Here is a 21,378-nt window from a genome sequence, read left to right as displayed (position 1 = left end):
GTCCACGGGCCCCTGCCCCGAAGCAGAAGCCCGCCGGCCGGAAGACGCGCACCAGGGCCGGGCAGCGCCGGGAAAGGCGGGGTCGGCGGTCGATTGCCAGACGGTCAGCGGGCGACGGCCGGCCTCGGTCGCCGGGCGGGTGGCGGGTGGCGGGTGGCGGGTGGCGGCGGACGGTCGGCGGGTGACGGGCGGCCTCGGTCGCCGGACGGTCGACGGGTCGCGGCGGACGGTCGGAACTCGCCGATCGACGGCCGGGACTCACCGGCCATGGCTCGGCGGTCGACGGGCCGGGACTCGGCGGTCGACGGGCCGGGACTCGGCGCGCTATCGGCCGAGGCTCGGTGGTCGATAGCCCGCACACGTCGGCAGGCACTCGGCGGTCGGCCCTCACCGGCCAAGGCTCGGCGGTCGACGGGCCGGGACTCGGCGCGCTATCGGCCGAGGCTCGGTGGTCGATAGCGCGCACACGTCGGCAGACACTCGGCGGTCGGCCCTCACCGGCCAAGGCTCGGCGGTCGACGGGCCGGGACTCGGCGCGCTATCGGCCGAGGCTCGGTGGTCGATGCGCGCACACGTCGGCAGGCACTCGGCGCTCGGCGCTCGGCGGCCAAGGCTCGGTCGTCGGCACTCAACGGTCGACGGCCGGGGCTCGGCGGTCGACCGTTGGCGGTCCACAGGGTGGCGGTCGGTTGACCGCCTTCCACCAGCGTGGTCTACTCCGGACCGTGACCGACACCTGTGTGCGCCTGTGGCGGAGGGTCCATATGGACCTCCTCCGCTACGCGGGCTGCGTGTGTCGTCCGTCCTGCTGACTCGCCCCCCTTCCCGCGCGCCGCACTCCCCTGCCCTCGCGCGCACTCCCCGCGACCCCAGGACGGTCCGAGTGTCTGCCTCCTCCCCTCCCTCCGCCATGCCCGTTCCACCCGGCACGCCCGCCGCCCCGGCGCCTGCCGCCACCCCCGCTCCGTCCGGCGCCCCCAGCCGGGCCGACCTCCTCGACTTCGTGCGCCGCACGGCAGCCGACGCCGAACTCGTCGCCTCGCTGCCCCTCGACCCCGAGGGACGGACCTGGGTGCGGCTCGCAGGCCCCGGCGGCAGCGAGGCCTGGCTCATCGGCTGGCCGCCCGGCACGGGCACCGGCTGGCACGACCACGCCGAGTCGGTGGGCGCCTTCGTCACCGCGTCCGGTGAACTGCGGGAGAGTGCGCTCGCCGCGCGGCTCCCCGCCGACGGCTGGAAGACCCTCGAACTCGCCGACGGCATCGACCGGGAGCGGAACCTGCCCGCCGGCACGGGCCGTTCCTTCGGCCGCCACCACGTACACGAGGTCCTGAACGCGTCCGCCGACGCCCACGCGATCTCCGTGCACGCCTACCACCCCCCGCTCCCGCAGATCCGCCGCTACAGCCGCACCGGTCGGGTGCTGCGCCTGGAGCACGTCGAACGTCCGGAGGACTGGCAGTGAGCACCTCACCCCGCGTCGGCATCGACGCCTTGCTGGAGCAGGTTCGCTCCGGCCTCGACCGGATGGACGCCGCGGACGCCCACGACGCCGTGCGCGCCGGCGAGATCCTGCTGGTCGACACCCGGTACCAGGCCCTGCGCGACCGTGACGGGCTGATCCCCGGCGCCCTGGTCGTGGAGCGCAACGAACTGGAATGGCGGCTCGACCCCGACGGCAGCCACCGCGCGCCGGAGGCCACGCACCACGACCTGAAGGTCGTGGTGGTGTGCGACGAGGGGTACGCGTCGAGTCTCGCCGCCGCGTCCCTGCACCGGCTGGGGCTGCACCGGGCGACCGATCTGATCGGCGGTTTCCAAGCGTGGAAGGCGGCCGGACTCCCCGTCACGGCCCCCGCCGTCGAGCCGCGCCCCGAGACGGCCCCGGAAACCGGCGCGGGGGCGGGTTCCGCGGACTGATCCCCCGCCCGGCAGGGCCGTCGGCAGGGGGCGGGTCCGTCCGTCACCGGCTTCGGCCGGGCGCGGACGGACCCGCCGCCGTGCGTCCGGGCGTCGAACGCGATCGGCGCCCCCGCGCGTCCACCGTGTTCATCGCCCGTGACATCGACGACGCGCCCGCGGTTCCGGTCCACGCCATCGGTGTTCTGCCCTCGACCTATCGCCGCAGTGTTCTGCGAAGCCGACAACCCCGACTCCCCGGTGCGCGTTCGGCCTGCGCTCCCACGGCTCCGTGTCTCGTGCCGCCGTGCCTCACGGTCGGCTCGGAACACGCGATGTCGAGCCGGCTGAGCCGGCTCCTCCGGCTCCGGCCTCCTGCCCCGCTCAGAACCCCTCGTCCATCAGCCCTTCGGTGTCCTCGCCCTCTTCCTCCAGTGCCTGCCGGACCACGCGCAGGGCCAGGCCCTGGGAGTAGCCCTTGCGGGCGAGCATGCCCGCGAGACGGCGCAGCCGCTTGTCGCGATCGAGTCCCCGGGTGGAACGCAGCTTGCGGTCGACCAGGTCGCGCGCGGTCGCTTCCTCCTGCTCGGAATCCAGCTGCCCGACGGCCTCGTCGATCAGTGTCGGCTCGACCCCCTTGGTCCGCAGCTCCTGGGCGAGGGCGCGCCGGGCCAGCCCGCGGCCGTGGTGGCGGGACTCGACCCATGCCTCGGCGAAGGCGCCGTCGTTGATCAGCCCGACCTCCTCGAACCGTGACAGCACCTCGTCCGCCACCGCGTCCGGGATCTCCCGCTTGCGCAGGGCGTCGGCGAGCTGCTTCCGCGTGCGCGGGGTCCCGGTGAGCAGACGCAGGCAGATCGCTCGCGCCTGCTCGGCCGGGTCCCTGGGAGGCTCCCTCTTCTCGGCCCTCGACGAGGAAGGGGAGCCTCCGTCCTGCGGGTCGTCGGACGGCTCGCCGAATCCGCCGCGTCTCCGACGCCCTCGTCCACCGCGCGGCCCCGCGGCGGAGCGTCCTCCGCCGCGCCGCGCCCCGTCGGAACCGCTTCTCCGGGCGCCGAACGGCGCACCGCCGTCGTCCGGCCCCGCGTCGGCGTGCTCGTCGGCGGAGAAACCGAACGCGTCCCCGAACCCGCCGCCGGAGCCGTACCGCCGGCCGCCGGACCCTCCGGCTCCGCCGTACGTCCGGTCACCGTCTCCGTCCGGGCCACCGTCGCCTCCGCCGTGTCCCTGCCCCGGCCGCGCGGGGACCACGGGAGAGGTGTACTCGGCCCAGTCGGTTCGCCGTGTCATGGACTAGCTCTTGGCCGCCGCGGCCCGCGACTTGGTGGCCTTGGCCGCCGGGGCGGCGACCGCCTTCGCCGCATCGTCCGGAGCGGCCGCGACGGCGGCGTCCGTGCCGGGCGCGGCGGCGGGCTCCTCGGGCTTCACGCCGACGCCCAGCTTCTCCTTGATCTTCTTCTCGATCTCGTTGGCGAGGTCGGGGTTGTCCTTCAGGAAGTTACGGGCGTTCTCCTTGCCCTGACCGAGCTGATCGCCCTCGTACGTGTACCAGGCGCCGGCCTTGCGGACGAAGCCGTTCTCCACGCCCATGTCGATCAGGCCGCCCTCGCGGCTGATGCCCTGTCCGTAGAGGATGTCGAACTCGGCCTGCTTGAAGGGGGGTGCGACCTTGTTCTTGACGACCTTGACGCGGGTGCGGTTGCCGACCGCGTCGGTGCCGTCCTTGAGCGTCTCGATGCGGCGGATGTCGAGTCGCACCGAGGCGTAGAACTTGAGCGCCCGGCCACCGGTCGTGGTCTCCGGCGAACCGAACATCACGCCGATCTTCTCGCGCAGCTGGTTGATGAAGATCGCGGTGGTCTTCGACTGGTTGAGCGCGCTGGTGATCTTCCGCAGGGCCTGGCTCATCAGGCGGGCCTGGAGACCCACGTGCGAGTCGCCCATCTCGCCCTCGATCTCCGCGCGCGGCACCAGGGCCGCGACGGAGTCGATGACGATGAGGTCGAGCGCGCCGGAGCGGACCAGCATGTCCACGATCTCCAGGGCCTGCTCGCCGTTGTCCGGCTGGGACAGGATGAGGTTGTCGATGTCGACACCGAGCTTCTTCGCGTACTCGGGGTCGAGGGCGTGCTCGGCGTCCACGAACGCCACCTGGCCGCCGGCCTTCTGCGCGTTCGCCACGGCGTGCAGGGTCAGGGTCGTCTTGCCGGAGGACTCCGGGCCGTAGACCTCGACCACGCGGCCGCGCGGAAGCCCGCCGACGCCGAGGGCGACGTCGAGCGCGGTCGACCCGGTGGGGATGACCTCGACGGGCTCATTCGGCCGCTCGCCCAGGCGCATCACGGCGCCCTTGCCGAACTGCCGTTCAATCTGCGCGAGCGCGGCGTCGAGCGCCTTCTCGCGGTCGGTTCCTGCCATGGGTTCCACCCGGTTTGCTTGAGTCGATCGCTTCACGTCAAAGACGCTAACGCCTGCCACTGACAATGCGCCCCGACGCCCGGCCGGCCTGTGGATAACTCGGGCACATCCGCACGAAAGCCCTGCCCGACATCCTCGGAAAGGCCCTCGCCGGAACATCCATAAGAATGGATGTTCGATTTTCGTGTCAAGCGCACCACGCGACACCTCCGAGACTACGGTCGCGCTCGGACAACGCCCCGGATTCCGCCCCGCGCCGGGCCCGCCGCGCCCCCGTGCCGGACTGCTCCCCGAGGCGTAGCCCCGGTGCCTCCGGCCGTACGACGACGGCCGGGAGGTCTCCCGGCAGGCTGTGCGCCATGGAAGCGACACGGGGCCGCCCCACGACTCCGCCGGCTCCCGGGCTCCGCCCGGTCGAGCGGCTCTGCCACGCGACGGGCGCGGTGCTCGTCCTGTCGGGATGCGTGCACCTGCTGGTGTTCGCCGTCGACGGCGGGCCCTGGGACGGTCCGGTGTCCTGGCGCAAGCCCGTCACCTTCGGGCTCTCCTTCGGCCTGACGCTCATGGCGGTCACCTGGGTCGCGTCGTTCCTGCGCCTGGGCAGGCGGCTGCGCACGGTGCTGCTCGCGGTGTTCGCGGCGGACTGCGTGGTGGAGGTCGGCGGGATCACCCTCCAGGCGTGGCGCCGCGTGCCGTCGCACCTCGACATGGAGACCGGTTTCGACACGGCGGTGTCCCTGACCCTCGCCGTGGGCGGCGGCGTGCTGGTCGCGGTGCTGACCGTGTTCGCGCTCGCGTCGTTCCGGAGCAGGCCCGCGGGGCCCTGGGGCATGCCGCTCGCCCTGCGGTCCGGGTTCGCGATCCTGCTCGTCGCCCTGGCCTCGGGCGTCGCGATGATCGCGCGCGGCGCCGTCCTGGCGCGCACGGACCGTCAGGAGGACGCCTACCGGTCGACCGCCCCGCTGAAGCCGCTGCACGGGGTGAGCCTGCACGCCGTACTGGTACTGCCCGCGGTCGCCTGGCTGCTGTCCCGCACCGGCTGGAGCGAACGGGCCAAGGGGCGCGTCCTGTACGCGGCGGTGGGCTGCTACGCCGTCGCCGTCCTCGCCGCCGGCGCCGACGCGGTGCTCACCTGGTGAGCCTCACCGGTCGAGCAGGCGACGCACGCGGGTGAGGAGCCCTTCCGAACCGCGCCTGCGATGTCCCTGGACCCGCGGGTCGTCCATGACGTCGTAGCGCGTCACGTAGGCCCCGAGGAACGCCTGGAGGGTGGCGACCGCGGGGATGGCGATCAGGGCGCCGACGGCGCCGAGGAGCGCCGTTCCGGCGATGACGGACCCGAAGGCGACCGCCGGATGGATGTCCACCGACTTGGAGGTCAGCTTGGGCTGCAGCACGTAGTTCTCGAACTGCTGGTAGATCACGACGAAGACGAGCACCCACAGCGCGTACCAGGGGTCCACGGTGAAGGCGATCAGCATGGGCAGGGCGCCCGCGAGATAGGTTCCGATGGTCGGGATGAACTGCGAGACCAGGCCGACCCAGACGCCGAGCACCGGCGCGTAGGGCACATCGAGCGCCTCCAGCAGGATGTAGTGCGCCACTCCGGAGATCAGCGCCATCAGACCGCGCGAGTACAGGTACCCGCCGGTCTTGTCGACGGCGATCTCCCAGGCGCGCAGCACCTCGGCCTGACGGGTCGGCGGCAGCACCGAGCACAGGGCGCGCCGCAGTCGCGGCCCGTCGGCGGCGAAGTAGAAGGAGAACAGCCCGACCGTCAGGAGCTGGAAGAGCCCGCCCAGAACCTGGCCGGAGACGTCCAGGACGCCGGTGGCGCTGTTCTGCACGTACTTCCGCAGCCACGCCGAGTGGAGCAGGCTGTCCTGGATGTCGACCCGCCGCAGGTCGGTGTGGAAGTGCCCGTTGATCCAGCTGATCACGGAGTCGAGGTAGTCCGGGAATCCCTCGACCATCTTGATGATCTGGCCGGCGAGCATCGAGCCGAGCAGCGCGACGAAGCCGGCGGTCAGGATCAGGGCACCGAGGAACACGAGGAAGGTGGCCAGCCCCCGGCGCAGGCCCCGCGCGGACATCCAGCTCACCGCGGGTTCTATCGCGAGGGCCAGGAAGAACGAGATCAAGATGTTGATCAGCAGGCCGGTGAGCTGGTGGAACGCCCAACTGCCCAGCTGGAACGACGCGATGAGCGCGAGCGCGAGCACCATGGCGCGCGGCAGCCAACGCGGCATCCGGCCGTCCCGCGCGACGCCGCCCGCGGGCGGCGGGTCCGGGGGCGTCGTGACGGGCGGGGATGCCTGCCGACCGACCTGCGTGTTCTCGTCTGTGGGGGCCACGGAGCAAGTTTCGCCCACGCCACCGACAATCGGTTCCGGTCCCCCTCGTTCGATGCCCGCCCGAGGTCCGGCCGCCTCCGAACCGGGCCCCCGTCGGTGACCCGTCAGTGCTTCTCGTGGGGAACGCCCATGGACGCGCACACCACGCGCCAGACGTCCTTCGCCTCCCAGCCGGCGTCCAGCGCCTCGTTGACAGTGCGCCCGCCGAGTTCCGCCATCACGTGATCGCGCGCGAAGGTGTCGGCGTATCCCGCGCCGAAATGATCAGCCATTCGCTGCCAGAAGACCGTCAACCGCATGACACCAGTATCCCGCCCCTGGGGGGTGGCCCGTCCCAGGACCGCGTGCCGACACCGCTTTCCGCCCTACGGTCTGATCCATGGCCGAAACCGGAGCTTCCCCACTCCCCCCGACGCCCCCGGCGCGTTCACCGCTCGCACGCGCCGAGCACTTCATCTGGCTCACCGCGCGCGTGCTGGAACAGCGGCGCTTCGCCCACCACTTCCTCGGCGGCGGCGCCGACGCCGTGGAGACCGCGCTGTCCGCCTACCGCAACGACGACGGAGGGTACGGCCACGCGCTCGAACCCGATCTGCGCGGTCCCGTCAGCCAGCCGCTGCACACCGCGCACGCCCTGCGGGTCCTCGACGCGATCGGGCGGTGCGGCGGGCAGCGGGCCGAGCGGGTGTGCCGCTACCTCACCTCCGTGTCGACGGCCGACGGCGCGCTGCCGGCGATCCGTCCCGCCCAGCGCGGCTACCCGGCCGCGCCCTTCCTCCCGATCGTCGACGACCCGCCGGGCGAGCTGCTCGCCACCGGCCCGGTGGTGGGCCTGCTGCACCGCAACGAGGTGTGGCACGCGTGGCTGTTCCGCGCCACCGACTTCTGCTGGCGGGAGATCGAGTCACTGGAGCGGTCCCACCCGTACGAGATCGAGGCGGCGGTCGCCTTCCTCGACTCGGCGGCCGACCGGCCTCGCGCGGAGGCGAGTGCGGACCGGCTCGGGCGCCTGGTCCGCGAGCAGCATCTCGCCGCACTCGACCCCGGGAACCTGGCCGCGTTTCCCGTCGCACCCGGCTACGCGGAGGGCGAGCACCACTTCCCGCACGACTACGCGCGCACCCCGGGCTCCCTCGCGCGCGCGTGGTTCACGGACGAGGAGATGCGGCGCTCCCTGGACCACCTCGCGGCCGAGCAGGAGGAGGACGGCGGCTGGCCGATCCGCTGGCGCCGGTGGGCGCCCGGGATCGCGCTGGAGAGCCGTCCCATGGTGACGATCGAGGCACTGCGCACCCTCCGGGCCCACGGCAGACACGTCGGATGACACGGGGCCGGCGCCGTCGTGGCGGGCTCCGCGAACCGCTCCCTCGCGCCCCTCTCCACGGTGTCCTCGGGAAGGGGCGCGGCGGCGCCGGGCGCCCGTCACCGACCCGCGGCCGAGCCCTGCCTTAAGCCGCGCCCAGGCGCCGCGACGTCCGCGTGGCGCCGCCTCCCACGGCCGCGACGGCCGCTCAGCCCGTGAACGCGCGGACCCCGGCGGTCACGGCCACGGCGGCGGCGACGACCAGGAGGAACGGGGCACGCAGGATCAGGGCGACGGCCGCCGCCGCGAGCCCGGCGGCCTTGGCGTCCACGACCAGGGTCTGCCCGTCCGCGAAGGTCTGCTGGGCCGTGAGGGCCGCGAGCAGCGCGACGGGCAGCAGGGCGGCGAGCCGCTGCACGAGAGGCCGTTCCAGGGCCCCGGCGGGGATGAGCAGGCCGATGAGTTTGACGGCGTAGCAGCCGACGGCGGTGGCACCGATGGCGATCCAGACGGTCAACGGTCTTCCCCCGGTGCGTCGTGCGGTGTGCCGTCGGGCAGGTCTGCCTGCGGCCCGGTTGCCGGTCGGGGCCCGGGCCGGACCCCGGCAGCGGTTTCGGGCCGGGGCGCCGGCCGGCGGGTGGCCCCGGACTCCGGTGCACCGCCGGCCGGGCCGCCGTCCCGGGGCGCGCGGTCGCGGCCCGTCACGTACAGCACGGCGGGGGCGGCGAGCGCCGCCGCCAGGACCGGGACCCCGGCGGGCAGCACGGGCAGCAGGCCGAGGCCCAGCAGCACGGCGACGCCCGCCACCGCGCGTTCGGTCGTGGTCTTCAGCATGGGTGCGAGGAGCGCCAGGAACACGGCGGGTCCGGCGGCGTCGAGGCCCCACGCGTCGGTGTCCCCGATGGCCTCGGCGCCGACCGCGCCGAGCAGGGTGGTGAGGTTCCACAGGAGGTAGAGCGACAGGCCGGTGACCGTGAAGCCGAGCCGGACGCCGCGACGGTTCGGCTGGGCCAGGGCGACGGCCGTGGTCTCGTCGATCACCCAATGGGCAGCGAACGGGCGCACGGTCCGCGGCAGGGCGAGGAGCTGCGAGAGGCGCAGCCCGTAGAAGGCGTTGCGCACCCCCAGGAAGAAGGCGCCGGCCGCCGCCGTGAGCGGGTTGCCTCCGGCCGCGAGCGCCCCCACCAGGGCGAACTGGGACGCGCCGGTGAACACCAGGAGGCTGAGCGCACAGCTCTGCAGCAGGCTGAGCCCGCTCCCCGCCGCCGTCACCCCGAAGGCGAAACCGGACAGTCCGACGGCGATGCCGACTCCCAGGGCGTCGCGGACGACGGCGGCGTCGGGTTTTCGGCCTGCCGTACCTCGGCGGTCCGCGAGCGTTGTCTGTTCTCCCACGTCCCCGACGGTAGGAGCAGGGACCCCGCGCCGTCTTGTACGTTCTTGCGCTCGCGCTGGTACGCCCCCGGGGGTACGCCCACGCTTCGGGTGAAGTGGCGGTTGAGGTGCGGCTGGTCGGTGAAGCCGACCGCGACGGCCGCCTCGGCGGGCGCGGAACCGGCGTCCAGGAGGTGCCGGGCCCGGCGTACCCGAGCGTCCGTGAGCCAGGTGTGCGGCGGCATCCCGTAGGCGGCCCGGAAGGCGCGCAGCAGCGCGAAGGGGCTGGTGCCGAGGTCGGTGGCGAGCCGCTCCAGGGTCGGCGGCGCGGCCATCCGCTCCTCCAGCACGGCACGCGCGCGGGCCGCGATCCGGCTGCCGGCGGTCCGTGGCGCGCGCTGCGGCAGGGTCCCGCCGTTCAGGCGCAGCAACCGGGTCACGGCGACCCGCAGCAGGGTGTCGGCGGCCAGCGCGTTGCCCTCGTCGGCGGCCCGGAGCACCTGGTGGACCAGGCCGGCCGCGTAGGGGTCGTCGAGCACCGGCCGCGTGAATCCGGGGGTGCCGCGCAGGGTGGTGGTCTCGGCGGCGATCTCGGCGACCAGTTCCGGGGAGGGGTACACGGCCCCGTAGTGCCAGCCCTCGGGAACTCCGGCACGTCCGGTGTGCGGGGTGTCGGGGTTGACGAGGGCCAGGGTGCCGGGTCCCGCGTACTGGTCCGCTCCGCCGTGGTGGAAGACCTCGACGCCCTCGTCGATGGCGGCGATCACGAAGTTCTCGTGGGTGTGGCGGACGAAGATCTTCTCGACGTAGCGGGCACGCAGCAGGTCGACACCGGGCAGTTCCGCGTACCGCCAGTGCCGTGCCCGCTCCCGTCCCGAACCCGCCACCTCCTCATTGTCCGCCACCTCGCCCGGAGCCCCCGGCCCGGAGCCGCTCCACCGCGGGAACCGCCCGCCGGCCGGGCATTCGATCCGCGCCCGGGGCCGGTGCGGCGGGCCGCGAGAGGGGCCCTCGCGGCCGTCGTCCGGGCGGCCCGGGCGACGGGGCGGCGGACCGGGTCCGCGCCATCCGCGCAGCTCAGGGCGATTGTCGGTGGGCGGGTGCAGGATGGACGCATGGTCAGCTCCGCGCATCGGGCCCTCGCAGGCTTCTCCCCCGCGACCCGCGGTTGGTTCTCGGGGGCGTTCTCCGCGCCCACCGCGGCCCAGGCCGGGGCGTGGACGGCCATCGGGGCGGGGTCGGACGTGCTGGTGGTCGCCCCGACCGGGTCCGGCAAGACGCTGGCGGCGTTCCTCGCCGCGCTCGACCAACTGGCGTCCACGCCCCCGCCCGCGGACCCCAGGAAGCGCTGCCGTGTGCTGTACGTGTCGCCCCTGAAGGCCCTGGCCGTCGACGTGGAGCGGAATCTGCGCAGCCCGCTGACCGGCATCCGGCAGGAGTCGGTGCGGCTCGGGCTGCCGGAGCCGGAGGTGAAGGTCGGCATCCGCTCCGGCGACACCCCGGCGGCCGAGCGCAGGTCGCTGGCCACCCGTCCGCCGGACATCCTCATCACCACCCCCGAGTCGCTGTTCCTGATGCTGACGTCGGCCGCCCGGGACGCGCTGACCGGCATCGAGACGGTGATCCTGGACGAGGTGCACGCGGTCGCGGGCACCAAGCGCGGCGCCCACCTCGCGCTCACCCTGGAGCGTCTCGACGAGCTGCTGCCGAAGCCGGCCCGCCGCATCGGCCTCTCCGCGACCGTGCGCCCCGTGGACGAGGTCGCCCGGTATCTCTCGCCGCGCCGCAAGGTGGAGATCGTCCAGCCGCCGTCCGGCAAGGAGTTCGACCTGTCGGTCGTGGTCCCGGTGGAGGACCTGGGCGAACTGGGCGGCTCCCCTGCGGCCGACGGCAAGGACGGTGCGGAGAAGCCCTCCATCTGGCCGCACGTCGAGGAGCGGATCACCGACCTCGTCCAGTCCCACCGCTCGACGATCGTGTTCGCCAACTCCCGGCGGCTCGCGGAGCGCCTGTGCAACCGGCTCAACGAGATCGCCCACGAGCGGGCGACCGGCGAACCGCTGGAGGAGGCGCATTCCCCGGCGCAGCTGATGGGCGGCTCCGGCGCCGTGCAGGGAGTGCCCGCCGTCATCGCGCGCGCCCACCACGGCTCGGTCTCCAAGGAGCAGCGTGCCCAGGTCGAGGAGGACCTGAAGGCCGGCCGCCTTCCGGCCGTCGTCGCCACCTCCAGTCTCGAACTGGGCATCGACATGGGCGCGGTCGACCTGGTCGTGCAGGTCGAGTCGCCGCCGTCGGTGGCCTCCGGGCTCCAGCGCGTGGGCCGCGCGGGCCACCAGGTCGGCGCGGTGTCCACGGGTGTGGTGTTCCCGAAGTACCGGGGGGACCTGGTGCAGGCGGCCGTCGTGACCGAGCGGATGCGGACGGGGTCCATCGAGTCCCTGCGGATTCCGGCCAATCCGCTGGACGTGCTGGCGCAGCAGCTCGTCGCGATGACGGCGCTCGACACCTGGCAGGTCGACGACCTGATCACGACCGTCCGGCGGGCGGCTCCCTTCGCCTCGCTGCCCGAGTCGGCGTTCACGGCCGTGCTCGACATGCTCGCGGGACGCTACCCCTCGGACGCCTTCGCGGAACTGCGGCCCCGGGTCGTCTGGGACCGCGTCGCGGGCACGGTGACCGGCCGCCCCGGCGCCCAGCGCCTCGCGGTCACCTCCGGCGGCACCATCCCGGACCGCGGGCTCTTCGGCGTCTTCCTCGCCGGAGCCGACCCCAAGAAGGGCGGCGGCCGGGTCGGTGAACTCGACGAGGAGATGGTCTACGAGTCCCGGGTCGGCGACGTGTTCACCCTCGGCACGAGTTCCTGGCGCATCGAGGACATCACCCGCGACCGGGTGCTGGTCTCCCCCGCGCCCGGTGTCCCCGGCCGACTTCCCTTCTGGAAGGGCGACCAGCTCGGCCGCCCCCTCGAACTGGGCCGCGCGGTCGGCGCGTTCCTCCGCGAGGTCGGCTCCCTGCCCGAGGACGACGCCCGGCTCCGCCTCCTCGCGGCCGGGCTGGACGCCTGGGCCGCGGACAACGTCCTGGCGTATCTCCGGGAGCAGCGCGAGGCCTGCGGGCACATCCCGGACGACCGGACGATCGTGGTCGAGCGCTTCCGCGACGAGCTGGGCGACTGGCGGGTCGTCGTGCACTCCCCGTTCGGCGCGCAGGTGCACGCTCCCTGGGCGCTGGCGCTGGGAGCGAAGCTGTCCGAGCGGTACGGCATGGACGCCCAGGTCATGCACGCCGACGACGGCATCGTGCTGCGGTTGCCCGACGCCGACCTCCTGGGGATGGACCTGCTCGACCAGGCGCCCACGCGAGCGGGGTCGGAGTACGACGCGGACCGGGCTCCCGTCGGTGCGGGGGACGTCGCCTTCGACAAGGGCGAGGTCAACCAGATCGTCACCGACCAGGTCGGCAGCTCCGCGCTGTTCGCCGCCCGCTTCCGCGAGTGCGCGGCGCGTGCCCTGCTGCTCCCGCGGCGCAACCCGGGCAAGCGCACCCCGCTGTGGCAGCAACGCCAGCGTGCCGCCCAGCTGCTGCAGGTGGCCGGCGAGTTCGGCTCGTTCCCGATCGTCCTCGAGGCGGTCCGCGAGTGCCTCCAGGACGTCTTCGACGTCCCGGGCCTCACCGAGCTGATGGGCGACATCGAGTCCCGCGCCGTGCGCCTCGTGGAGGTCACCACCCCCGAGCCCTCCCCCTTCGCCCGCTCGCTCCTCTTCGGCTACGTCGCCCAGTTCCTGTACGAGGGCGACTCCCCGCTGGCCGAGCGGCGCGCCGCCGCGCTGTCGCTGGACTCCCGGCTGCTGGCCGAACTCCTCGGCCAGGCCGAGCTGCGCGAACTGCTCGACGCCGACGTGCTGGCCGAGCTGGAGAGCGAGCTGCAGTGGCTCACCGAGGACCGGCGCATCAAGGACGTGGAGGGCGTGGCCGATCTGCTGCGCATGCTCGGCCCGCTGACGGCCGCCGAACTGGCCGAGCGGGGAGCCGAGCCGCACTGGGCGCAGGAGCTGGCCGCCGCCCGCCGCGCGATCCGCGTGCGGATCGCCGGGGCCGAGCACTGGGCGGCCGTCGAGGACGCGGGCCGCCTGCGTGACGCGCTCGGCACCGCCCTGCCCGTCGGTGTCCCGGAGGCCTTCACCGAACCGGTGAAGGACCCCCTCGGAGACCTCCTCGCCCGGTACGCCCGCACCCACGGCCCGTTCACGTCTACGACGGCCGCGGCGCGCTTCGGGCTCGGTACGGCGGTCACCGACGGCGCGCTGCACCGGCTGGCCGCCGGCGGACGGGTGGTGCAGGGCGAGTTCCACCCGGCGGGCATCGGCCAGGAGTGGTGCGACGCGGCCGTCCTGCGCAGGCTGCGGCGGCGCTCCCTGGCCGCGCTGCGGCACGAGCTGGAGCCGGTGCCCCCGGCCGCGCTCGCCCAGTTCCTGCCTCAGTGGCAGCACGTCGGCAGAGGGCACGGCCTGCGCGGCGCCGACGGACTGGTGCGCGCCGTCGAGCAGTTGCAGGGCGCGTCCGTGCCGGCGTCCGCGCTGGAGAGACTGGTGCTGCCGTCCCGCGTCGCCGGGTACACCCCGGCGCTGCTGGACGAGCTGACGGCGGCCGGTGAAGTGGTCTGGGCCGGGGCGGGCTCGCTCCCGGGCAAGGACGGATGGGTCTCGCTGTACCTGGCCGACGCGGCTCCGCTGCTGCTTCCGGCGCCGCATCCCTTGGAGCTGACGGCCCTGCACCAGTCGGTCCTCGACACGCTCGGCGGCGGCTACGGCCTGTTCTTCCGCCAGATCGCCGACCAGGTGCGCGCCACCACCCACCCCGACGCCACCGACCCCCAGTTCGCGGACGCCCTCTGGGACCTGGCCTGGTCGGGCCGCCTCACCAACGACACGCTCGCCCCGCTGCGTTCCCTGCTCGGCTCGGGGCGTACCGCGGGATCGACCGCCCACCGCGCCCGGCGCTCGGTCCCGCGCGGACGCTACGGCTCCCTCACGGGCGGCGCGCGCCCCACGTCGCGCACCGGCCCGCCGACCGTGGCGGGCCGCTGGTCGCTGCTGCCCGAGCGCGAGCCCGACGCCACCGTGCGCGCCCACGCCCTGGCCCACACCCTCCTCGACCGGCACGGCGTGGTGACCAGGGGGGCCGTCGCCGCGGAAGGCGTGGAGGGGGGGTTCTCCGCGGTGTACCGCATCCTGTCCGCCTTCGAGGACAGCGGTCAGGCTCGTCGCGGCTACGTGGTGGAGGGTCTCGGCGCGGCCCAGTTCGCCATGGACGGGGCGGTGGACCGCCTGCGCGCGGCGGCGAACGCCCGGGAGCGGGGCGGCTCCGCTATCGGTCCCGGGTCGCCGGGCGGGTCCGGTTTCCCCGACGACTCCCCGCAGGCCCACGGCTTTCCCGCCGGTCACGGCCTGCCGGGCGGGCCGTGGTCCGCTGCCGGCCCGGCCGATCTTCCGGGCTTCCCGGACCTCTCGGAGTTCCCCGGCGCAGGCGGGCACCGGGACGGCCCCGGGCGGGCGGCTCCGGACGGCGACGGGCACGACGCGTTCTTCCTCGAGGGCCGCGGACCGGACGGGTCCGGACCTTCCGTCGACCGCCACGACCGCGCTCCGTCTCCCGACGGCGCCGACGACCACGCTTCGGCCCCCTGGCCCGACGGACCATCGTCCTTCCCGGCCGGCGCCGGAGGGCCCGGTGACTCCAGGGCGCCGGACGCCTCGGGCCGTCCGCCGGCCTGGACGCCGTACGGCAGCGGCCGCCCGGACGCCGACCGTGGCGTTCCCGGCAGGCGTTCCGCCGCTCCTGCCGTCTCCCCGGCGGTCGTGCTGGCCGCCGCCGACCCGGCGAACGCGTACGGGGCGGCCCTGCCCTGGCCGGAGTCCCCGACCGAGGCGGGCCACAAGCCGGGCCGCAAAGCCGGGTCCCTGGTCGTCTTGGTCGACGGGGAGCTCGCCCTCTACATGGAGCGGGGCGGCAAGACGCTGCTGGCCTGGCCCGCCGATCCGGACGGCCCGGTGAGCGACGACGCCCGCCTGCGGGCCGCCGCCGAGGCGCTGGCCGCATCGGCCCGCGCCGGCTCCCTCGGCACCGTGACGGTCGAGCGGGTCAACGGCACGGCGGCGCTGACCTCCCCCCTGGGCGCCCTTCTGGAGGCAGCGGGGTTCGTCGCCACTCCGCGGGGGCTGCGGCTGCGGGCCTGACGCCCTCCCGGCCGCCGGGCCTGCCCGCACGCGTGGGCCGCGTCCCCGCCTCGCGGCCGTGCCACCCTGGACCCATGCCCGAAGGAGACACCGTCTGGCGGACCGCGAGGCGACTGCACGAGGCCCTCGCCGGGAAGGTGCTGACCCGGTCCGACCTGAGGGTTCCCCGGTTCGCCACGGCCGACCTCACCGGTCGCCACGTCCTGGACGTCACGCCGCGCGGCAAGCATCTCCTCACCCGGATGGAGGGCGGTCTGACGCTGCACTCGCATCTGCGGATGGACGGCTCCTGGAAGGTGTTCGAGCCGGGCCGACGCTGGAGCGGCGGCCCGGCCCATCAGATCCGGGCCATCCTCGGCACCGCGGACCGCACCGCGGTCGGATACCGCCTGCCCGTCGTGGAACTGCTCCGCAGCACGGAGGAGGAACGGGTCGTCGGACATCTCGGCCCCGACCTCCTGGGCCCGGACTGGGACCCGGACCGGGCCGAGGAGAACCTGCTCCGCGATCCCGGCCGCGCACTCGGCGAGGCGCTCCTCGACCAGCGGAATCTCGCCGGGATCGGCAACGTCTACAAGAGCGAGCTGTGCTTCCTGCTCGGCGTCACCCCGTGGCTCCCGGTCGGCGCGCTGCCCCCGGACCTGGCCGCCCGGCTGCCCGGCCTCGCGGAAAAGCTGCTGGTCTTCAACCGCGATCGTCTGCAACGGGTCACCACGGGCCTGCGCGACCAGCATCTGTTCGTCTACGGTCGCGCCCCGCGCCCGTGTCTGCGCTGCGGAACCCCGGTCCGGGTCGCCGACCAGGGCGACGGCTCCAGCGAGCGCCCCACCTACTGGTGCCCCCGCTGCCAGTCGGGCCCGGCCCCCACGCCGGACAGGCACCGCGCCGGTGCGGATCGGCCCCGCACCGGCGCTTGAGGGTCCGCCGGCGTCATGTCGTCGTTCCCCGAGAACCGGCGTTGACGCGCGCCAGGGCGGTCGGCCCGCGGGGCACCCCGTTCGGCGCGGCCGCTCTGCGTCGGGCCCACGCGCCACGTCATCCGCCCCGGGCGGGAAGCCGGCGCGCACCGAGCCGCTCAGGCCCCGGACGCCACCACCAGGGTCACGCCGGTGAGCACGAGTACGGGGACGTCGTCCACGCCGTGCGGCACCGGCGCCGGACACTTCCACCGGCGCCCCCGGCCGCCTCCGCCGCCTCAACGACCGCGCTGCGACACCCCCGGTACCGCCGCGGGGCGCGCCCCTCCCCACCGGCGCCCTCCGTCACCCCATGCCCGGAGCCGGACCGGGCCCCTCCCCGTCGCCCCCGGCGCGGGGCCCTCTCCGGCGCCAGACCTCCCGCCAGTACGCCCCCCACCGGTCGGAACCCACGGCGCCGGCCGCGAGGGACTTCGGGACACAGTGGACCGGTAGCAGGCTCAGCCCCCAGCCTCCCGCCGCGATGGTCCCTTCGAGGACACCCGCGCCGGGAACCAGAGCCAGCCGGAGCACGCTGCACCACCACAGCGCGCCGACGGCCAGCGCGACCCCCCGGCGCACTATTCGCCCGGTCATGGCACCGTCCTCCAGTCGGCCCGCAGCCGAGCCGTCGATCCCCCCGCGACGAGAACCCCCGTGCGACGGCGCCCCGCGCGGCCTCGGAAGGGCGAGGGGCCGAGGCGCCGGGCACAGCCCGCGCCCTCGGCCCGAACGGACGCTCCGGGCCTCGTCTCCCGCCGCTCCGGCACTCCGTTCCGCCGCCGCGTCGTGGCGGCCCGCCGGCCGACCGCCCGGGGCGGCGCGCCGGCGCCGTCAGCCGTTCTCCGCCTGGAACATCCAGTGGTGCTTCTCCAGATCGGCCGTGATGCCGATGAAGATGTCCTGGCTGATCGCGTCCGGCTCGGCGGTGGCGTCGACGCGTTCACGCATGCGGGTGATGACCGCGGCGAGCGCGTCCACGAGCGTCGCCACGGCGTCCTCGTCCTTGATCCAGCCGTCGGGGGTCACACCGATACCGCTGCTCGTCGCCACCGTCGCGGCCCGCCCGTCCGGCGGGACGCCCAGCGTCGCGGCGCGCTCCGCGACGGTGTCGGAGTGCAGGCGCGCGGTGTCCACGACCTCGTCGAGCTGAAGGTGGACGGAGCGAAAACGCGGGCCCACGACGTTCCAGTGGACCTGCTTCGCCACCAGGGAGAGGTCCACCAGGTCGACCAGGGCTCCTTGCAGGGCCTCGGCGACGGTCTTCAGGTCCGCGTCGGACAGGGGGCTCTTGACGACGTACATCCGCTTCCTCCGATTCACGGCGGGCCCGACGATCGGTCTCGCCCGCTTCTCCACGATGAGGGGCGGACCCGATACCGGCAAATGGGCCCATACCGGCCCTCGGGTACCCGTTCACGGAGCACGCGAAAGCCCCGGCAGGGCCCCCGGGTCTCCCGGGGTGGCCCCAGCCGGGACTTTCCTCACATGCGTGGTCGGCTCAGGGACGAGGGTCCGTGAGCGTCAGGCGGCGACGACGTCGACCGCCTCGGCAGGCGCCTTGATCGTGACCCGTTCCGGCGGCACACCGGCCACGGACACGGAATTGAGCACGGGGCGACGCACCGGCGCGGGCACCGGTTCGGTGGCCGCAGCCGACTGGGCCAGCTCGGCGAGGGCGAGCTCGTCGCTCACTTCCCGCATGAGCTCGGACATCCGTACGTCCAGCGCGTCGCAGATCGCGGAGAGCAGCTCGGAGGACGCCTCCTTCTGCCCCCGCTCCACCTCGGAGAGATAGCCGAGAGAAACTCGGGCGGACGAGGAGACTTCGCGCAGAGTACGGCCCTGGCGCTGGCGCTGCCGACGCAGCACGTCACCCAGCAGGCGACGGAGCAGAATCATCGGTGGCTCCCTCCTCGGACCGCGTAGCCGCATCCTTCACGCCCCACCGTACCGCCTTGCGCCGCGGCCGTGCGGGGAGCGATGTCGTGTTCACTCAGGGCTGCAAACATCAAAACCCCCCGTTCTGTTCCGTATCCTGTGCCCGCTCATTCCCGGTCTGTTCGCCCGCCAGCTCCTCCAGGAGCAGGGCGAGCACGCTGCGTACACTCTCCATACGGATTTCCGCCCGGCCACCGTTCAACCGCAGTGGCGCCACTTTCCCGCCGCTGGAGGCGGGAAAAGCCGCGCCGGGCGGTCCCGCGACCGCCACGTAGACCGTGCCGACCGGCTGTCCGTCCTGCGGATCGGGGCCGGCCACACCCGTGGTCGCGATCCCCCAGTCCGCGCCGAGCGCGCGGCGCACTCCGGTCGCCATGTCGGCCGCGACCTGCGGATCCACCGCCCCGCGCTGGGCCAGCAGGGTGGCGTCGACCCCCAGCAGCTCGTGCTTGAGCGCGGTGGCGTAGGCGGTCACGGATCCGCGGAACGCCTTCGAGGCACCCGGCACGGCGGTCAGCTCGGCCGCCACGAGACCACCGGTGAGCGATTCGGCGACGGCGAGCGTCTCGCCCCTCACCGTGAGTAGTCGCACCACCTCGGCGGCCGTGGACGTCACCGCAGGGCCTCCGCGGCGGCGGCCCGGCGCGCGGCGATGCCCTGCCGGCGCAGCACAATGGCCTGTCTCACATAGTCGAGTCCGGTGACGACGGTCAGGACGACCGCCGCGGCCATCACCCAGAACCTCAGGGTGGCCAGGGCCCCCGTCAGCGCCAGGATGTACATGCCCACCGCCGTCCCCTGCGTGAGCGTCTTGAGCTTGCCGCCCCGGCTCGCCGGGATGACCCCGTACCGGATCACGACGAAGCGCAGCAGGGTGACGCCCAGTTCGCGGCCGAGGATCACGACGGTGACCCACCACGGCAGGTCGCCCAGTCCCGACAGGCAGATGAGGGCCGCACCCATGATCGCCTTGTCGGCGATGGGGTCGGCGATCTTCCCGAAGTCGGTGACCAGGTTGTACGTGCGCGCCAGGTGGCCGTCGAAGATGTCGGTGATCATGGCGACGGCGAAGGCCGCCCACGCCCAGGCGCGCATGGCGGGGTCGTACCCGCCGTCGGCCAGCATCAGGGCCACGAAGCCGGGCACGAGCACGAGCCGGATCATGGTCAGGATGTTGGCGATGTTCCACAGGCTGGCCTGGTCGACGGCCGCCGCGGTCAGCTTGCCGCCCCGCACCGGCTTGGTGTCATCCGGAGCGCCGGACGCGTCGGGGGCGCTCGTCGCGCCTTTGGCGCTGGGGGAGCCGCCCGCCGCGGATGCCGGGACTCCGGTCATCTGGCCGCCTCCTCGGTCTCCGTGCCGGCGAGCGCTCCGATCAACGGCTCGGCCACGAGGTCGACACCCTCCGTGCCGACCACCCTGGCATCGACGATACGGCCGACGGCCAGTCCCGCGCCGCTCGTGAACAGCACCTGACCGTCCGTCTCGGGGGCCTGATGGGCGGCGCGGCCGTACGCTCCGTCCTCGTCGTCGACCGACTCGACCAGCACGCGCAGCGTCTCCCCGATCCGCTCCTCGGCACGCTGGGCGACGAGTTCCTCGGCGAGCCGGGACACGCGCGCGAGGCGCTCCGCGACGACGTCCTCGTCCAGCTTGTTCTCGAAGGTCGCCGCCTCGGTGCCGTCCTCGTCGGAGTAGCCGAAGACGCCGATGGCGTCGAGGCGGGCGCCGGTGAGGAAACGCTCCAGCTCGGCGAGGTCGTCCTCGCTCTCGCCGGGGAAACCGACGATGAAGTTCGAGCGGACGCCGGCCTGCGGGGCCTTGGCGCGGATGGTGTCGAGCAGGTCCAGGAACCGGTCGGTGTCGCCGAAACGGCGCATGGTGCGCAGCACGTCGGGCGCGGAGTGCTGGAAGGAGAGGTCGAAGTAGGGGGCCACGTTCTCCGTCGACGTCAGGACGTCGATCAGTCCGGGGCGCATCTCGGCGGGCTGGAGGTAGCTGACGCGGACCCGCTCGATGCCGTCGATCTCGGCCAGCTCGGGCAGCAGCGTCTCCAGCAGCCGGATGTCGCCGAGGTCCTTGCCGTAGGAGGTGTTGTTCTCGGAGACCAGCATGATCTCCTTCACGCCCTGCCCGGCGAGCCAGCGCGCCTCGTTCAGCACGTCGCTGGGCCGGCGCGAGATGAACGAACCGCGGAAGGAGGGGATGGCGCAGAAGGTGCAGCGGCGGTCGCAGCCGGAGGCGAGCTTCACGGAGGCGACCGGGGAGCCGTCCAGGCGGCGGCGCAGCGGCGCGCGGGGGCCGGAGACCGGGGCGACGCCCTCGGGCAGGTCGGTGGGGGCGCCGTGGCCGGGAAGGGCCACCTCGTCGCCGGCGTCCTGGCGCTCGGCGGGGCTGATGGGCAGCAGCTTGCGCCGGTCGCGCGGGGTGTGGGAGGCGTGGATTCCGCCGCCCAGGATGGTCCGGAGCCGGTCGGAGATGTCGGCGTAGTCGTCGAAGCCCAGCACGCCGTCGGCCTCGGGGAGGGCTTCGGCGAGTTCCTTGCCGTACCGCTCGGCCATGCACCCCACCGCCACGACGGCCTGGGTTCTGCCCTGGCCCTTGAGGTCGTTGGCCTCCAGGAGGGCGTCGACGGAGTCCTTCTTGGCGGCTTCGACGAAGCCGCAGGTGTTGACGACGGCGACGTCCGCTTGCTCGGCGTCCTCCACGAGGTCCCAGCCGTCCGCCTCCAAGCGGCCTGCGAGCTCCTCCGAGTCCACCTCGTTACGGGCGCAGCCAAGGGTGACGAGTGCGACGGTACGGCGTTCAGGCATGGGCTCAAGACTACTTCGTCCGTACGACACCCCACGTCGACGGGGTTGGCCGATCTTGGCCAACCCCGTGAACCTCTTGTGCCC

General features: G+C 73.9%; 20 protein-coding genes. 7 read left to right on the top strand and 13 right to left on the bottom strand.

What is annotated here, in order from left to right; translation table 11 throughout:
- The first annotated feature begins 341 nt into the window (after positions 1-341).
- The 3 genes from ACGFS9_RS00140 (at position 342) to ACGFS9_RS00130 (ending at position 1,920) form a co-directional block, all read left to right on the top strand.
- Positions 342-812 (top strand): putative leader peptide, encoded by a 471-nt coding sequence (locus tag ACGFS9_RS00140; protein WP_393249138.1) that lies wholly within the window; start codon positions 342-344, stop codon positions 810-812.
- Positions 813-910: 98 nt separating this feature from the next.
- Positions 911-1,465, top strand: a complete 555-nt coding sequence (locus ACGFS9_RS00135) for a cysteine dioxygenase (RefSeq protein WP_393249136.1) — start codon at positions 911-913, stop codon at positions 1,463-1,465.
- Positions 1,462-1,920 carry a rhodanese-like domain-containing protein gene (locus ACGFS9_RS00130; RefSeq protein ID WP_393249134.1) on the top strand — a complete coding sequence of 153 codons (459 nt, stop codon included), beginning with the start codon at positions 1,462-1,464 and terminating at the stop codon, positions 1,918-1,920. The genes ACGFS9_RS00135 and ACGFS9_RS00130 overlap by 4 nt, the downstream gene beginning before the upstream one ends.
- A 363-nt stretch (positions 1,921-2,283) precedes the next feature.
- On the opposite strand, the gene recX is transcribed toward ACGFS9_RS00130, so the two are convergent.
- Both recX and recA read right to left on the bottom strand, forming a co-directional pair.
- Positions 2,284-3,189: a recombination regulator RecX gene (recX, locus tag ACGFS9_RS00125; RefSeq protein ID WP_393249132.1), complete on the bottom strand. Its 906-nt coding sequence runs from the start codon at positions 3,187-3,189 to the stop codon at positions 2,284-2,286.
- Positions 3,190-3,192: 3 nt separating this feature from the next.
- Positions 3,193-4,317, bottom strand: a complete 1,125-nt coding sequence (gene recA, locus ACGFS9_RS00120; RefSeq protein ID WP_393249130.1) for a recombinase RecA — start codon at positions 4,315-4,317, stop codon at positions 3,193-3,195.
- Positions 4,318-4,676: 359 nt separating this feature from the next.
- On the opposite strand from recA, the gene ACGFS9_RS00115 reads away from it, so the two are divergent.
- Positions 4,677-5,456, top strand: coding sequence for a hypothetical protein (locus ACGFS9_RS00115; protein WP_393249128.1), 780 nt, complete (start codon positions 4,677-4,679; stop codon positions 5,454-5,456).
- A gap of 3 nt (positions 5,457-5,459) precedes the next feature.
- Here ACGFS9_RS00115 and ACGFS9_RS00110 read toward each other — a convergent pair whose 3' ends face one another.
- Both ACGFS9_RS00110 and ACGFS9_RS00105 read right to left on the bottom strand, forming a co-directional pair.
- Complete coding sequence (locus tag ACGFS9_RS00110; RefSeq protein WP_393249126.1) at positions 5,460-6,671, bottom strand: AI-2E family transporter; 1,212 nt, start codon at positions 6,669-6,671, stop codon at positions 5,460-5,462.
- A 104-nt stretch (positions 6,672-6,775) separates the two neighbouring features.
- On the bottom strand, positions 6,776-6,970 hold the full coding sequence (locus tag ACGFS9_RS00105; RefSeq protein ID WP_393249124.1) for a DUF3046 domain-containing protein: 195 nt from the start codon (positions 6,968-6,970) through the stop codon (positions 6,776-6,778).
- 80 nt (positions 6,971-7,050) lie between these two features.
- On the opposite strand from ACGFS9_RS00105, the gene ACGFS9_RS00100 reads away from it, so the two are divergent.
- Positions 7,051-7,995, top strand: a complete 945-nt coding sequence (locus ACGFS9_RS00100; protein ID WP_393249122.1) for a hypothetical protein — start codon at positions 7,051-7,053, stop codon at positions 7,993-7,995.
- 187 nt (positions 7,996-8,182) lie between these two features.
- Here the strand turns inward: ACGFS9_RS00100 and ACGFS9_RS00095 are convergent, their stop codons facing one another.
- The 3 genes from ACGFS9_RS00095 to ACGFS9_RS00085 are packed head-to-tail and all read right to left on the bottom strand — an operon-like array spanning position 8,183 to position 10,235.
- The gene (locus ACGFS9_RS00095) at positions 8,183-8,491 is read right to left on the bottom strand and encodes an AzlD domain-containing protein (RefSeq protein WP_393249120.1); all 309 of its coding nucleotides are present in this window, start codon (positions 8,489-8,491) and stop codon (positions 8,183-8,185) included.
- Positions 8,488-9,291: an AzlC family ABC transporter permease gene (locus ACGFS9_RS00090; RefSeq protein WP_393250446.1), complete on the bottom strand. Its 804-nt coding sequence runs from the start codon at positions 9,289-9,291 to the stop codon at positions 8,488-8,490. Before ACGFS9_RS00090 ends, ACGFS9_RS00095 begins: the two co-directional genes overlap by 4 nt.
- Positions 9,243-10,235, bottom strand: a complete 993-nt coding sequence (locus ACGFS9_RS00085) for an AraC family ligand binding domain-containing protein (protein WP_393249118.1) — start codon at positions 10,233-10,235, stop codon at positions 9,243-9,245. Before ACGFS9_RS00085 ends, ACGFS9_RS00090 begins: the two co-directional genes overlap by 49 nt.
- 228 nt (positions 10,236-10,463) lie before the next feature.
- Here ACGFS9_RS00085 and ACGFS9_RS00080 point away from each other — a divergent pair, with 228 nt between their 5' ends.
- Positions 10,464-15,584, top strand: a complete 5,121-nt coding sequence (locus tag ACGFS9_RS00080; protein WP_393249116.1) for an ATP-dependent helicase — start codon at positions 10,464-10,466, stop codon at positions 15,582-15,584.
- Positions 15,585-15,658: 74 nt separating this feature from the next.
- On the top strand, positions 15,659-16,501 hold the full coding sequence (locus tag ACGFS9_RS00075; protein ID WP_393249114.1) for an Fpg/Nei family DNA glycosylase: 843 nt from the start codon (positions 15,659-15,661) through the stop codon (positions 16,499-16,501).
- Positions 16,502-16,846: 345 nt separating this feature from the next.
- Here the strand turns inward: ACGFS9_RS00075 and ACGFS9_RS00070 are convergent, their stop codons facing one another.
- The 6 genes from ACGFS9_RS00070 to rimO all read right to left on the bottom strand — a co-directional run bounded on the left by ACGFS9_RS00070 (position 16,847) and on the right by rimO (position 21,294).
- Positions 16,847-17,137, bottom strand: a complete 291-nt coding sequence (locus tag ACGFS9_RS00070; RefSeq protein ID WP_393249112.1) for a hypothetical protein — start codon at positions 17,135-17,137, stop codon at positions 16,847-16,849.
- A 237-nt stretch (positions 17,138-17,374) separates the two neighbouring features.
- Positions 17,375-17,845, bottom strand: a complete 471-nt coding sequence (locus ACGFS9_RS00065) for a Dps family protein (RefSeq protein WP_393249110.1) — start codon at positions 17,843-17,845, stop codon at positions 17,375-17,377.
- 219 nt (positions 17,846-18,064) lie between these two features.
- Complete coding sequence (locus ACGFS9_RS00060; RefSeq protein WP_393249108.1) at positions 18,065-18,442, bottom strand: helix-turn-helix domain-containing protein; 378 nt, start codon at positions 18,440-18,442, stop codon at positions 18,065-18,067.
- A 109-nt stretch (positions 18,443-18,551) separates the two neighbouring features.
- Complete coding sequence (locus ACGFS9_RS00055; RefSeq protein ID WP_393249106.1) at positions 18,552-19,097, bottom strand: CinA family protein; 546 nt, start codon at positions 19,095-19,097, stop codon at positions 18,552-18,554.
- Positions 19,094-19,816, bottom strand: coding sequence for a CDP-diacylglycerol--glycerol-3-phosphate 3-phosphatidyltransferase (gene pgsA / locus ACGFS9_RS00050; protein WP_393249104.1), 723 nt, complete (start codon positions 19,814-19,816; stop codon positions 19,094-19,096). Before pgsA ends, ACGFS9_RS00055 begins: the two co-directional genes overlap by 4 nt.
- Entirely contained in the window at positions 19,813-21,294 is a 1,482-nt protein-coding gene (rimO, locus tag ACGFS9_RS00045) for a 30S ribosomal protein S12 methylthiotransferase RimO (protein WP_393249102.1), read from the bottom strand. Before rimO ends, pgsA begins: the two co-directional genes overlap by 4 nt.
- Between the last annotated feature and the right edge of the window lie 84 nt (positions 21,295-21,378).

The organism is Streptomyces sp. NPDC048566 (assembly GCF_043199735.1).
In the GTDB taxonomy this organism is placed as follows: domain Bacteria; phylum Actinomycetota; class Actinomycetes; order Streptomycetales; family Streptomycetaceae; genus Streptomyces.
The sequence above is the reverse complement of the archived record's forward strand: the minus strand, read 5'-3'. Positions and strand labels throughout refer to the sequence as shown.